A 13,760-nucleotide genomic window follows, 5' to 3' on the forward strand; every position below is an offset into this window, starting at 1 on the left:
TCCAAAGTTTTACTTTGGAGTTTTTAGCTTCCCACGTATTTAACAACAAGGTGAGGATTAATTTCTCCTTCTTTCTTTCCCTTATCCATTCTCTGTTTCATCTTGTGCATACCGATGACATCATTCGTATGAAGGTGAATTTCATTTACATATAACCCCTCTGTACAAAAAGCTTCTACAAAATCCAGTCCATTTTTTGCTCCCCACCCCATATTAAAATCAAGGGAAAGAATATTCACATCATAATCCCGAACCATTTGCAAAGCACATTCTACTGTAGTTGCGGGCACATACCCGAACGGGCAACTTCTTTGATCATCCATATATACGTTCATTTTCTATTCCCTCTCTAATTTGAATATGCGGCCAATACATAACATATTGCCCCAAGACTAATAAAAGGACCAAATGGAATTGGTTTTCGTACTTCTATACATTTTAATACGATACCCACCCCAAAGAAACAAAGACTGAAACAAGATGCTAAAAATAAAATGATAAAAACGCCTTTCACTCCTACTATAAACCCAAGTAACGAAAGTAGTTTTATATCACCTCCGCCAAGCCCTTCTGGATATATCTTTTGCATGCAATATAACAAAATGAATATAACACCACTACCAACTATACTATCTGTCCAAGTAACTAATTGTACAAAAACACTTTCAAGAATGAGTAAAACGGCAAACGAAATTAAAATACAATCAGGAATTAACATATATAAGTAATCTGTAACTGAAATAATAAGAAGTAGCGAAAAAAGGGATAAAATGATAATAAGCTCTCGTTCTATTCCAATCATATACACGGTAAGAAGAAATATACTTCCTGTTATACATTCAAATGCTACATACATAATTGGAATTTTCCTCTTACAATTCGTACAACAGCCTCTTTGTATATAAAATGAAATGATGGGGATTAGTTCTTTTGGCCTTAGCACATATTTGCAATAATAACAATGTGAACGCGGGGTAATAATAGACGCACCTAATGGAACCCTCATCGCAACTAGCATAAAAAAAGAACCAAACACCATCCCTGCTAACAGTGCATATAAATAAGTGAACATCCCTTCCTCTCCTTTCCCAAAAAACATAGCAAAAAAAGGAGAGAACTTCTACTTCATATTATCCTTTATTCTACTAAAAAGCAGGCCATTTTCTGGCCTGCTTTCCCCTCTTTTATACGATGAAATATACTGCTTTTAATGGTCCATGTACTCCGACAACAAGATTCATCTCAATGTCAGCCGAGTTACTTGGCCCTGTAATAAAGTTAATACAAGATGCCGCTGTCTCCCCATTTTCTACGCGTAAGTTCATATCCTGAACTGCTTGTGTAATACGAGGCACAAGTGTTTCACGTGGAATAATAGCAAAATATACAGTCGGTAAAAAGTGTAAAGAACGTCCTTGCCCTTTATGACTTTGTACAACAATTGTACCAGATTCAGCTAATGTATAATCACTAAATGCAATACCAATATTCGCTTTTTCAGCTAAACACATATTTTCGTCTTTTCTCTCTGGATCCCATACGTTTACTTCAACGTCTCGCTTTGGAAGTTCTTCTTTAAATAAAGATGTTAAACCATATGCATCAAAACGATCATCTGCTGATAATAAAATAGGTCCACCGCCGTTTTCCATGATTACTTTTTGAAGGTCTTCACCTAATCGGTCATTTGTCGTTTCTACTACAGTTGTATGAATGTTTGTACATTGCTTTTTAAACACTTCTAGTAATTCTTCTTGTGAACAATCTTTTAACGTTTCTATATTCACATTACTTTTCCATACTGGTCGCTCTACATCTTCTGTTTTACGCGCGCGCCCAAGTTCTTTTGCAATGTTATCTAGAAAGGCATCACGGTTTTGAATTAATCCTGTCATTATTTATCCCCGCCTTTCTTATGATCTTTATACCAATCACGGAATCGCTCTTTACTTGGAGCTGGGAATTCCCGAATATCCGTCCAGTTTTTAAGTGGTCCAACACCTTTTGATACACGATTACCAGATGTAAATGGACTCATTGCCGCTGGTGCCATTTTTGACCCCATTTTATATAAAGCAGCTGAAGAAGCACCCATACTAAACATTTTCATTGCTAGTTTTTCTGCAAGTGGTGCACGACCTTCTTGCTCAACAATAACTTGACGATGTTTTAATAATAAATCATGCAATGGAATTTTTACTGGACAAGCTTCTGTACATGCTCCGCATAAACTAGATGCATAAGGAAGCTCTTTGTAATCATCATATCCACCTAGAAGCGGTGTTAATACCGCACCGATTGGTCCTGAGTAAATCGATCCATATGAATGTCCACCAACGTGACGATATACAGGACATACATTAACACAAGCAGCGCAACGAATACATTGTAATACTGAACGGAATTCAGATCCCAGAATTTGAGAGCGACCATTATCAACAACAACTAAATGGAATTCTTCAGGTCCATCAACTTCCTCTTCTTGAATTGGTCCTGCTACCGTTACATAACTTGTTAATTTTTGACCTACTGCACTACGACATAGTAAACCAACTAAAACATCTAATTCTTCCATTGTCGGAACCATACGTTCCATACCCATTACCGCAATTTGTGTTTTCGGAATTGACATAACAAGATCTGCATTACCTTCATTCGTTACTAGACAAAGAGAGCCAGTATTTGCAACAGCAAAATTACAACCAGTTACACCAATTTCTGCATCCATAAATTTCTCACGAAGTTGTTTACGAACAAACTTTGTCATTTCATACGGGTCATCAGAATTTTCATAGCCTAGCTTTTCTTTAAATACATCGCGAATTTGCGTTCTATTTTTATGAAGTGCAGGTGCAATAATATGTGAAGGTGGATCGTTATCTACTTGCAAGATATACTCTCCTAAGTCACTCTCTAACACTTCACAGCCAATCTCTTCAAGCGCATGATTCATACTGATTTCTTCTGTTACCATCGACTTTGATTTTACTACTTTTTTCGCTTGTTTCTTTTTGGCAACGTCTTGAATATACTTTGCTGCTTCCTCTTTCGTCTTCGCAAAGTACACGTGTCCGCCTCTTTTTGATACATTTTCACTTAACTGCATTAAATAATAATCAAGATTTTCTAACGTATGTTGACGGATTTGTTCACCTAGTTCTCGCCACTCTTCCCAGTTTCCTAATTCATCTGCGGCTTTTAAGCGATTCGTATATAAACGCGTTTGTGCAGAAGAAACTGCTCCGCGCATAAACGAATCTTGAATTCCATCACCAACGCGATCATTAAATTTTTTCTCACTGATTTTCATAGACATAGCTTATGTTCCCCCTTCATGAGCGACTATTCAGTACCTCAGCAATATGCATTACTTTTACTTCTTTTCCTAAACGCTCAATACGTCCGCCAATGTTTAACAAACACCCACAATCTGCACCGATTAAATAATCTGCACCTGTTTCCATTACACTATCTACTTTTTCGTCTACCATTTGCTCAGAAATTGGAGTCATCTTAACTGAAAACGTTCCCCCAAACCCGCAACAATTTTGCACGTTTGGTAAATCTCTCACAGTTAATCCTTTTACATTTGATAATAAAATTCCTGGTGCTTCTTTTATTCCGAGCATACGTGTCATATGACATGATTTATGAATAGTAGCTATCCCTGGTAAACTTGCACCAACATCTGTAACTTTTAAAACATCTACAATAAACTGTGTAAATTCATAGGTTTTATCAGCAACTTTTTGTGCACGTTTAGCCCACTTTGGATCATCTTTGAAAACATGCGGATACTCATGAAACATTGTCGCACACGAACCAGATGGCGTAACGATATATTCTGCATCTTCGAAAGTTTCAATCATATGTTTCATCGCTTCTTTTGCTGCTTCTACATGGCCACTATTATAAGCAGGCTGGCCACAACAAACTTGTGCTTCTGGAAATTCAATTTCACAACCTAAACGCTCCAACACTTCAACTGTTGCTTTGCCGACATTTGTTTCGAACATATCGACTAAACAAGTAACAAATAAAGTAACTTTCATAACTATTACTCCCCCTTTTTACAACTTCGCCAACAAACATATGGTCATCAGATGACTGAGTAGAGAAGAAATAGGCTCAACCATGGCCTATCCTCTCCCTCTTCTAAAGAAAACGCTTACTTAATCTTTCTCTATTTTATCAGAAAATTAAATTTTTAAAAGATTAAATTACGAATTTATATCGTTTTTACCTGTGACAATATGTTCTACATTTGTTAAATGATCTAGCATTGCTTGCTGCGCTAATTCTACATCTTGTTTTAACACCGCATCATATATAACTTGATGCTCTTCTATAAGTCGTTCTGATGTCGTTTGTTCACCATATAAAATAATGCGTCTTGATTCACCAATCGTTTCAGCAATCATCTCTGAAACATGATTCATGAGTTCAAGCAAAATGTTATTATGCGAAGACTCTGCAATTCCCATATGGAATTGAAAATCGGCTTTTTCGCCAGCCTTTTCATCTCCAATGCTCTTTGCCATTTCATCTAACCAATGTTTCATATTTTGTAAATTATCTTCCGTACGTTTTGCCGCCGCTACTCGAACTGCCCCCACTTCAAGCACCTTTCGTACTTCTAATAAATTCAAAATATCTTCTTTCTTCATTAATAATCTATTGTTTAATGATTTCGTTAATGAAGAAGAATCGAAGTTCTTCACATATGTACCTTCTCCTTGTTTCATCTCAATTAAGCCCATCGCTCTTAGCGCACTTAGCGCTTCACGAACAGCAGATCTACCAACTTGAAACTGCTCAGCTAATTGATGCACAGGGAGTAGTTTGTCACCAGGTTTTAACGTACCATTTTTAATCATTGTTAAAATAGCTTCAGATACTTCTTCGTAAATTTTTTTCGGTTTAATAGATTTGTACTCCAGTTAAATCACCTCAGTATCTTCCAAACAACAATTGAAACGATTTATAAGAACTTTGCATCATAACTATTTTAGACCGAATTGATAAGAAGTACAAATGTTTTGTTCATAAAATAGTCAAATTTTCGATATTTATTACATATTAATTTATATTTTTACGTATAAAGTGAAACTTTAATCAGTAGGGGTTTTGTTCATCCCCCACTGATTATTAGCACTCACCAATCGGGCTTTTACGGACAGCAGGGCCTCCACCTAACTTCTTTGCTTCCGTTGAATTTTGAGGTGAGGGTCTTACTGTCCGGCAAATAGCGGGATAAATATTTTCTTCAATATAAAGAACATGTCCTAAAAATTAGAACATGCCCCCCTCATCCTGTACATTCAGTTTAATAATAACCGTTGTTCCCTTATCTTTTTCACTTTCAATTTTCCAATGTCCACCATGTATATGAACAATTTGTTTCACAATAGCAAGGCCTAAACCTGTTCCACCGTGTTGACGACTTCTCGCTTTATCAACTCGGTAAAAGCGTTCCCCAAGATTCTCCAAATGCTCTATATCAATGCCAATTCCTGTATCTTTTATTTTCAATTCACAGTAATCATCGATTTGCTCTAAAGTTATAACGATATTTCCGTTTTGATTTGTATACCGTATCGCATTATCTAACACATTATGAAGCACTTGTTGCATACGATCCTCATCAATCATGACAATGATCTCTGGATTTAAATTGGTTGAAATATGAAGTTCCTTTTCTATAAACTTAATCTCATACGTATCTAATACGTCTTCAATCAGCTGTGAAAAAACGATAGGTTGCTTCTTTAACGGAAAGTGCTCACCTTCTAATTGTGCTAAGTCTAACAAGTCATGAACGAGACGCTGCATACGACCTGCTTCTTTATGAATTAGCTGCGTTACTTTTTCCTGCTGCGGTCCCTTGGCAACGCCATCTAAAATAGCCTCGCTATACCCTTTTATATAACTAAGTGGTGTTCTAAGTTCATGCGAAACATTTGCTAAAAATTCCTTACGCTTTACATCTTCTGTTTCTAATGAATTGGCCATTTTATTAAATGCTTTTCCTAACCGTCCAATTTCATCCTCTGAAGAAACTGTAATCCGCTCCGAGAAATCTCCCGTAGCCAAATGATTTGCAACCCGTTCCATTTGCGAAAGTGGCTTCGTAATTGCAATTATAATTTTTCTTCCAACCCATATAGTAATTAAAATCATAGCAATTGCTAACGGTGCTAAAATAAGACCCATATCATAGATTAAATCTTTTATACTTTTTAAAGGAATATACGAATAGACAATTCCGACTAATTTTTTATTTTCCAATACAGGGATGACAACCCCCATAATATTACGGTCAAAATGTTCTTCATATCCTATTTTTGTCACAGTTTTCCCATCTAATAGCGTTTGCCTATCTCTTTCACTTATAAGGGAATGATGATGCACATCAAAAGGCAAACATGCACTTAAATCACGCGGATTAGACACGAAAATAACGTCTGAACTAGATATTTGATCAAACGATCTTACTTTCTCTTCAAAAGTTGATATTCCTTCGTGCTTATCATATTGGGCAGCAAGATTTTTTCCTTCCATTACTAATGAACCTTTTAAATTATCAACGTATAGTTTTTCATACGAGTATAAAGATACGAAATAAAGAAAGGACACTGTTACACATACTGCACATACTACTGTAAGCCAAAGTTTTTGTACCATTGTAAACATACGTTACACCTCGAATTTATAGCCTACACCCCAAACAGTTTGAATGTAGTTTCCACTTTCTCCAAGCTTCAAGCGCATCGTTTTCACGTGCGTATCTACTGTTCTTGTACTTCCGGCATAATCATATCCCCATACCTTTTCAAGTAATTGCTCCCGGCTAAATACTTGTCCTGTATGCTGGCAAAGAAAATATAGTAAATCAAACTCTTTTACAGTAAGAGAAATCGACTCACCATCCGCCTCGATTCTTCTACTTTTTTCATTGATAAGAATTGGTCCAAATTGAATCTCTTCTTGCTGTTCTTGTTTTGTATATCTTCTTAGCACAGCTTCCATACGGGCAACTAATTCACCCGGACTAAACGGTTTTACAATATAATCATCTGCTCCCATACGTAAGCCGTTCACCCTATTCCACTCTTCACCTTTTGCGGTTAAAAATATAATCGGCACATCTGACGTTTTTCTAATTTCTTTACAAACTGAAAGTCCATCCATTTCTGGCATCATTATATCTAATACAACGAAATCATAATGATCCGTTTCTAGTTTTTTAAGAGCCTCTTTTCCATTCTCAGCTTCTCCCCACTCATATCCAAAGTTATCCAAATACATTCCAACAAGCTGCCTCATATCACTTTCATCATCTACAACTAGTACTCTATATTTATTCATTGTCCTTCCCTTCCCTCTCTATGAGTTGAAACGGTCCTTTTCCGACTTTAATTGTTTGTTTTATTTTCAAATTCTTCATATCCATAACGCACACTTCATCACTATCATAACTTGCTACATATCCTTCTGCTCCGCTCTCCAAAAATGCAAATGGATTTGATCCTACTTCTACAGAAGCTATTTCTTTATATGTGCTAATATCAAACTTTCTAAGTGTATTCGACCCATGACTTAATGCATATACGTACTTACTATCCTTCGTTATATTCACAGGCATAAATGGAGCATGTAAAGAACGTACCATTTCTCCATCCTGCAAAGAATATACTAACACTTTCTCATTTACTTGATTTCCATCACCATGTCCGCCAATCCATATTTCTTTCCCATCAGGACTAATCGTTGCTCCTGTTGATGCTGGTGGAATCATAAAGGATTGAACAACCTCTTTTTTCTTCGTATCAATTGTCGTTAGTTTCGTATCATAAAAGTTTAATACAGATAACCGATTATGATACTCTACCATCGTTATAGGTCCTTTGCCTGTTGAAACATTTCCTGTCTCTTTCCCATTTATCGTAAAGAACCTTACCTTTTGAACATTTTGATCGGCAGCAAATAATTGTTTTTTATCTTCTGATACGACCACATTTACAATGCCCTTTCCAGTTTTATATTTTCCCACTTGCCTTCCTTCCGCTAGTGAATATACATACATATATTCTAATTGCTTACCGTATACAAGTATTTCCTCACCATTTGGAAGCAGTGTGATTCCGGCCATTGGCTCATTTAGTTCCCATGTCGTGATTAACTTTTTATCTTTTTTATCAATAAAACTAATACTGCCTTCTTTTATATTCGTTGTTATAATAACATTTTTATCTTTAGCAATTGGTGTATACGAACTTCCTTGACACCCTACTAATAGAAATAAAAAACAGAGAAGAAAAACATACTTTCTCAAAAGATTCCCTCCATCTTCGGATGATTTCGTTATAATTGTAAAATAACAAATAAATGTGTGGAAAGTGTGAAATTTTCCTTTCTTACTCAATTTACATATATAATGTACAACAAATAGAATTTGAGGTGTGTCAATTATGCTATTTCCTGATTTAGCGAATAAAATTGTACGAGAAGTACGCAGACTAATTACAGAAAATATTATTATCATTAATATAGAAGGCGTTATTATCGCAAGTACAGATACAGAAAGAATTGGTCAATTTCATGAAGGTGCACTCCGCTGCGCCAAACAAAAGAAAACCGTCATCATTACAAAAGAAGATGAAAGGCGATTGCAAGGTGTAAAGGCTGGGATGAATCTTCCTTTATTATTTCATGATGAAGTAATTGGTGTCATTGGAATTACAGGAGAACCTGAAAATATTTCACGCTACGGCGAAATATTGCGTAAGATGACCGAATTATTAATTCATGAAAACTACTTTTTAGAGCAACTAGAACTTGAGCACCGTTCTTATGAAGCTTTCGTCTTTGATTGGCTTCAAAATACAGAGTGGTCCCCGAGTTTTCTTGATCGCGCCAAAACACTTGGCATTGATTTATATAAGAAAAAACAACTTATTTTGTTTTCTATTGGCAAAAATGACACGATGCTCCAGCGTAAAATATGGCAACACATACGTAATATTTTAACAAAAGAGCATCTATTTGTTCGTTGGGGAAATGATCGTTTTATTTTATTTACAGCAACGAGCTCCAAAGAGCAAACTTATCAATTTTTAAAACGGTTAAAACAAGACTGCGAAACTTTATTTTCTATTCCTTTATATATCGGGATTGGACAAACAGTTACCTCAAACAATATGAACATATGTTACGAACAAGCATTACGCGCTCTTTCTGTATCATTGGAAACGAAAAAAATTGTATTTAATGAAGATTTACGTTTAGAAATGTGTTTACAAGATATTTCTGCCGAAACGCGTGAACAATTTCTAGAGCGTACCATCGAAAACTTATTATCATTTCCTGAGCTTATGCATACTTTGCGCTTATTTATCGATTATAACCAATCTTATAAACAGACGGCTAAACAATTACATATACACATTAACACATTACATTACAGGCTAAAAAAGATTGAAGAACATACAGGACTTGATCCAAAACAATTCAAAGACTTAAACGTTTTATACTTCGCACTCCTCCTATTAGATGATCATACAAAAAAGAACGATAAAACAGATTAATCTTTAGATGATTATACATAGAAAGAATCCCTCGACTTTTTTATCATTATAATGAAAGCACTGTTACCACGTTGTTTATTATAACTAAACACGTTAACAGTTTGAGGGGGATTTCCAATGTTAGAAAAACAAATTATTCATTCATTCGTATCTATTGTTGGCGAAGATAATGTAGATACATCCAATATGGGGCGTTTAACTTATAGTTATGATGCCACTCCAAACTTCCAAGCAATGCCTGATGCAGTCATTGCTCCTCGTAATACAAATGAAGTAGCTGAAGTGTTAAAAGTATGTAACACTCACAAAATCCCTGTATATGTGCGCGGGTCTGGAACAAACCTTTGCGCAGGTACATGTCCACTTGAAGGCGGTATCGTCCTTATTTTCCGCCATATGAACAATATTTTAGAAATTGATGAAGAAAACTTAACAATTACTGTACAAGCTGGAGTCATTACACTTGATATTATTAAAGCGGTAGAAGAAAAAGGTTTATTTTATCCACCAGATCCAAGCTCGATGAAAATTTCTACAATCGGCGGCAATATTAATGAAAACTCAGGTGGATTACGCGGTTTGAAATATGGCGTAACACGTGATTATGTAATGGGGCTTGAACTTGTCTTACCAAATGGCGATATTATTCGCACTGGTGGTAAATTAGCCAAAGATGTAGCTGGTTACGATTTAACTCGTTTATTTATCGGTTCTGAAGGAACACTTGGCGTGGTAACAGAAGCTATATTAAAACTTGTTCCTATGCCTGAAACAAAGAAAACAATGCTTGCATTATATGAAGATATTAATGAAGCTGCACGTGCTGTTTCTTCTATTATTGCAAATAAAATTATTCCAGCAACACTTGAGTTTTTAGACCAACCGACAATTGAAGTTGTAGAAGAGTTTGCACAAATCGGTTTACCAACTGACGTAAAAGCAATTTTATTAATCGAACAAGACGGCCCACCCGAAGTAGTCAATCGAGATATTGAAAACATGGCTAACGTTTGCCGCTCTATGAATGCAGTTGATGTTCGCATTGCAAAAGATGAAACAGAAGCAGATGCGCTTCGTACTGCTCGCCGTAGTGCTCTATCAGCGCTCGCACGATTAAAACCTACTACAATATTAGAAGATGCGACTGTACCACGTTCACAAATCGCTCCAATGGTTGAAGCTATTAATGCCATTGCAAAAAAATATAATATTCCTATTTGTACGTTTGGACACGCTGGTGATGGTAACTTACATCCAACTTGTATGACAGATGCTCGTAATGCAGAAGAAATGCACCGAGCTGAACAAGCTTTTGCTGAAATATTTGCGAAAGCAATTGAACTTGGTGGCACAATTACTGGTGAACATGGTGTTGGTGCAATGAAAGCTCCATATTTAGAAATGAAATTAGGTAAAGAAGGTATTGCAGCTATGCAAGGAATAAAGCAAGCTTTCGATCCAAACAACATTATGAACCCTGGAAAAATGTTCGCGAAAGACACTCGAAAAAGAGTGGTGGTTGAGCGATGACCACATTAAATAAAGAAAATATTCAAAAAGAATTTAAAGAACGATTAAGTGAAGATGAGCTACTTAACTGTATGCGATGCGGTTTTTGTTTACCTACTTGTCCTACCTACATTCAATCCGGATATAAAGAGTCACATTCACCGCGCGGACGTATCGCATTAATGAAAGCAGTCGTTGATGGTTTAATCGAACCAGATGAAGATGTTGAAAATACATTAAACGTTTGTCTTGGTTGCCGTGCTTGTGAGCCTGTTTGTCCATCTGGTGTAAATTATGGACATTTATTAGAAGAGGCTCGAGATATTATTAATCAAAATAAAAAATTCTCAATGCCAGTGAAAGCTGTTCGAAAAGTCGTTTTTGAAGGATTATTCCCCCATCAAAATCGAATGCGAACATTAACCGGACTAATCGGATTTTATCAACGTTCTGGTTTACAAACGCTAACACATAAAACAGGTATTATGAAGTTATTCCCTGAAACACTTACAACGATGGATCTCGTTTTACCAAAAGTCCCTAAAATGAAAGCAATGAAAGATCGTCCTTCATTTTTACCTGCAGAAAGTACAAAGAAAAAACAAGTTGCATTCTTCACAGGCTGCTTAATGGATACGATGTTTTTAGAAACAAATAACGCAACGCTGAAACTTCTTCAATTAGCTGGTTGTGATATTGTTATTCCGAAAACACAAAGTTGCTGCGGTGCATTGCATGGACATGCTGGTGAAAAGAGTGGAGCAAAAGAATTAGCAAAGCGAAATATAAAAGCATTCGAAGATTTAAACATCGACTATATTATTACGAATGCAGGGGGTTGCGGAGCTTACCTCGTAGACTATGATTATCTTTTAAAAGATGATCCGAATTGGGCTGAACGTGCTAAGCAGTTTGTTTCTAAGATTAAAGATGTTACTGCTATACTAGTAGAACTAGACTTCCATAAGCGAACTGACTTACGACTCACGCCGCAGGTTATTACGTATCAAGACTCTTGTCATTTACGCAATGTTATGCGCACATCTTCTGAACCTCGTATGTTACTAGAGGCTATCCAAGGTGCAACATATCGAGAAATGAAAGATGCGGACCGCTGCTGTGGCTCTGCTGGTATTTACAATATTGTTCATTCAGAGTTATCAATGGAATTTCTAGATTACAAAATGGACCGTGTGCATGAAACAGACGCAGCAACCATTGTTACTGCAAATCCAGGTTGTTTATTACAAATGAAATTGGGTATTGAGCGAGAAGAGCTTTCTCATAAAATGAGAGGAATTCACATTGTGGATTTATTATTAGAAGCAATTGAAACTAACTCGTAATAACTCGTAACATACGTAATATTAGGAAAACGGCTATCTCCTTCGTCTATGTAAAGAGATAGCCGCTTTTTTGTCTGCTACAACATTAAAAATATGTTACTTTATTATAAAAAAGAACAACAGAAACATTACAGTTTTGTAAAAATCAATCCATTATATTCCTCAAAAAATCGCTCAAACCATTGATACAATAGGATTCTTTATTTTCTATTTAGGTAAATTTATCCAAAAACCCCCTCTTAAAACCAAGTATAAAAACACTATAAATTCCTTTTATACTCTATATTTCTCTTATTTTTGCTCCCTTCTTCTCTTAGGATAAATTAGGTAATTTTAAAGTCTATGAATTTTTTTCCATCTTTTTTCTCGCAAATTGTATGCTACGATGAATTTGTCAGTCAGACAGGCTGTCAAAAACAAATCGTGTGAAAACAAATTAAAACTTTATATAGGGGGACACACATCATGAAAAAGCGTGTTTTATTATCTGTAGCTGCTGCAACAGCTCTTACTTTAGGAGTATCTTCTCTAGATGCACAAGCTGCAACAGTACAACCATCTAACATAAAGGTTCAAAATATTCAGCATTCAAAAGTGATGATGAAGCAAATGAGCCAACAAGAACTACAAGCATTCTTACAATCTATGGGAGTTGAATCATTAGCACAATGGCAACAAGGAAACTTCCAACCAAACTGCTTCATTCCTGGTCAACAACCTACTGAAAATGTTGTAACTGAGCAACCAACAGCTAAGCCAGAAACTCAAAAGCCTGCTGAGCAAAAACCTGCCGAGCAAAAGCCTGCTGAAGAAGTTCAAAAACCAGAAGCTCAAAAGCCTGCTGAAAACAACAATACGCAAAAACCTGCTGAACAAAAACCTGCTGAGCAAAAGCCTGCTGAAGAAGCAAAATCTTTAAGCGAGTTCGAACAACGTGTTGTTGAATTAACAAACGCTGAGCGTGCAAAACAAGGTTTACCAGCACTAAAAATCGATACTGAATTAAGCAAAGTAGCACGTATTAAGTCTGAAGACATGCAAAAAAACAACTACTTTGATCATAACAGCCCTACATACGGGTCTCCGTTTGACATGATGAAGAAATTTGGTATTTCTTATACATCTGCAGGTGAAAACATCGCTCAAGGCCAACGTACACCTGAAGAAGTGGTACAAGCTTGGATGAACAGCGCTGGACACCGTGCAAACATCTTAAATAACGGCTTCACTCACATCGGTGTTGGTTATGTAGAAAGCGGCAACTACTGGACACAACAATTTATTACAAAGTAAATAGATTAAAAGAGTCTTCTCATAA

The 13,760-nt window shown here is 36.1% G+C and carries 13 protein-coding genes; 4 read left to right on the forward strand and 9 right to left on the reverse strand.

All coding sequences use genetic code 11. The features are described from left to right. Positions 1-23: 23 nt before the first annotated feature. The 9 genes from AC1Q8L_RS05680 to AC1Q8L_RS05720 form a co-directional block, all read right to left on the reverse strand. A complete protein-coding gene (locus tag AC1Q8L_RS05680; RefSeq protein ID WP_086387351.1) occupies positions 24-335 on the reverse strand; it encodes a cyclic-phosphate processing receiver domain-containing protein in 312 nt (103 codons plus the stop codon). Positions 336-349: 14 nt separating this feature from the next. Continuing rightward, positions 350-1,072, reverse strand: a complete 723-nt coding sequence (locus AC1Q8L_RS05685) for a prepilin peptidase (protein ID WP_086387352.1) — start codon at positions 1,070-1,072, stop codon at positions 350-352. Positions 1,073-1,184: 112 nt separating this feature from the next. Continuing rightward, the gene (locus AC1Q8L_RS05690; protein WP_000147180.1) at positions 1,185-1,895 is read right to left on the reverse strand and encodes a LutC/YkgG family protein; all 711 of its coding nucleotides are present in this window, start codon (positions 1,893-1,895) and stop codon (positions 1,185-1,187) included. Further along, complete coding sequence (locus AC1Q8L_RS05695) at positions 1,895-3,316, reverse strand: LutB/LldF family L-lactate oxidation iron-sulfur protein (RefSeq protein WP_000061930.1); 1,422 nt, start codon at positions 3,314-3,316, stop codon at positions 1,895-1,897. The genes AC1Q8L_RS05690 and AC1Q8L_RS05695 overlap by 1 nt, the downstream gene beginning before the upstream one ends. A gap of 16 nt (positions 3,317-3,332) precedes the next feature. Then, entirely contained in the window at positions 3,333-4,052 is a 720-nt protein-coding gene (locus AC1Q8L_RS05700; RefSeq protein ID WP_000869147.1) for a (Fe-S)-binding protein, read from the reverse strand. Positions 4,053-4,220: 168 nt separating this feature from the next. Further along, entirely contained in the window at positions 4,221-4,910 is a 690-nt protein-coding gene (locus tag AC1Q8L_RS05705) for a FadR/GntR family transcriptional regulator (RefSeq protein ID WP_254904515.1), read from the reverse strand. 382 nt (positions 4,911-5,292) lie between these two features. Then, a complete protein-coding gene (locus AC1Q8L_RS05710) occupies positions 5,293-6,693 on the reverse strand; it encodes a sensor histidine kinase (protein ID WP_000494811.1) in 1,401 nt (466 codons plus the stop codon). Positions 6,694-6,696: 3 nt separating this feature from the next. Continuing rightward, a complete protein-coding gene (locus tag AC1Q8L_RS05715) occupies positions 6,697-7,368 on the reverse strand; it encodes a response regulator transcription factor (protein WP_001046397.1) in 672 nt (223 codons plus the stop codon). Then, complete coding sequence (locus AC1Q8L_RS05720) at positions 7,361-8,335, reverse strand: YncE family protein (protein WP_001234155.1); 975 nt, start codon at positions 8,333-8,335, stop codon at positions 7,361-7,363. The genes AC1Q8L_RS05715 and AC1Q8L_RS05720 overlap by 8 nt, the downstream gene beginning before the upstream one ends. A gap of 136 nt (positions 8,336-8,471) precedes the next feature. Here AC1Q8L_RS05720 and AC1Q8L_RS05725 point away from each other — a divergent pair, with 136 nt between their 5' ends. The 4 genes from AC1Q8L_RS05725 to AC1Q8L_RS05740 all read left to right on the forward strand — a co-directional run bounded on the left by AC1Q8L_RS05725 (position 8,472) and on the right by AC1Q8L_RS05740 (position 13,735). Next, positions 8,472-9,587: a CdaR family transcriptional regulator gene (locus tag AC1Q8L_RS05725; protein WP_000898640.1), complete on the forward strand. Its 1,116-nt coding sequence runs from the start codon at positions 8,472-8,474 to the stop codon at positions 9,585-9,587. Positions 9,588-9,704: 117 nt separating this feature from the next. Then, the gene (gene glcD, locus AC1Q8L_RS05730) at positions 9,705-11,117 is read left to right on the forward strand and encodes a glycolate oxidase subunit GlcD (RefSeq protein ID WP_000890756.1); all 1,413 of its coding nucleotides are present in this window, start codon (positions 9,705-9,707) and stop codon (positions 11,115-11,117) included. Then, positions 11,114-12,442 (forward strand): (Fe-S)-binding protein, encoded by a 1,329-nt coding sequence (locus AC1Q8L_RS05735; protein WP_016513121.1) that lies wholly within the window; start codon positions 11,114-11,116, stop codon positions 12,440-12,442. The genes glcD and AC1Q8L_RS05735 overlap by 4 nt, the downstream gene beginning before the upstream one ends. A gap of 465 nt (positions 12,443-12,907) precedes the next feature. Further along, positions 12,908-13,735: a CAP domain-containing protein gene (locus tag AC1Q8L_RS05740; protein WP_016513122.1), complete on the forward strand. Its 828-nt coding sequence runs from the start codon at positions 12,908-12,910 to the stop codon at positions 13,733-13,735. Positions 13,736-13,760 lie beyond the last annotated feature (25 nt).

The sequence above is a fragment of the Bacillus sp. GW823-FHT06A11 genome (genome assembly GCF_058795355.1).

What these genes read in the sequence shown, in the direction of transcription:
- AC1Q8L_RS05710 (WP_000494811.1), bottom strand. Translation starts at nt 6,693, where the DNA reads ATGTTTACAATGGTACAAAAACTTTGGCTTACAGTAGTATGTGCAGTA.
- AC1Q8L_RS05725 (WP_000898640.1), top strand. Translation starts at nt 8,472, where the DNA reads ATGCTATTTCCTGATTTAGCGAATAAAATTGTACGAGAAGTACGCAGA.
- AC1Q8L_RS05695 (WP_000061930.1), bottom strand. Translation starts at nt 3,316, where the DNA reads ATGTCTATGAAAATCAGTGAGAAAAAATTTAATGATCGCGTTGGTGAT.
- AC1Q8L_RS05735 (WP_016513121.1), top strand. Translation starts at nt 11,114, where the DNA reads ATGACCACATTAAATAAAGAAAATATTCAAAAAGAATTTAAAGAACGA.
- AC1Q8L_RS05690 (WP_000147180.1), bottom strand. Translation starts at nt 1,895, where the DNA reads ATGACAGGATTAATTCAAAACCGTGATGCCTTTCTAGATAACATTGCA.
- AC1Q8L_RS05680 (WP_086387351.1), bottom strand. Translation starts at nt 335, where the DNA reads ATGAACGTATATATGGATGATCAAAGAAGTTGCCCGTTCGGGTATGTG.
- AC1Q8L_RS05685 (WP_086387352.1), bottom strand. Translation starts at nt 1,072, where the DNA reads ATGTTCACTTATTTATATGCACTGTTAGCAGGGATGGTGTTTGGTTCT.
- AC1Q8L_RS05740 (WP_016513122.1), top strand. Translation starts at nt 12,908, where the DNA reads ATGAAAAAGCGTGTTTTATTATCTGTAGCTGCTGCAACAGCTCTTACT.
- AC1Q8L_RS05700 (WP_000869147.1), bottom strand. Translation starts at nt 4,052, where the DNA reads ATGAAAGTTACTTTATTTGTTACTTGTTTAGTCGATATGTTCGAAACA.
- AC1Q8L_RS05715 (WP_001046397.1), bottom strand. Translation starts at nt 7,368, where the DNA reads ATGAATAAATATAGAGTACTAGTTGTAGATGATGAAAGTGATATGAGG.
- glcD (WP_000890756.1), top strand. Translation starts at nt 9,705, where the DNA reads ATGTTAGAAAAACAAATTATTCATTCATTCGTATCTATTGTTGGCGAA.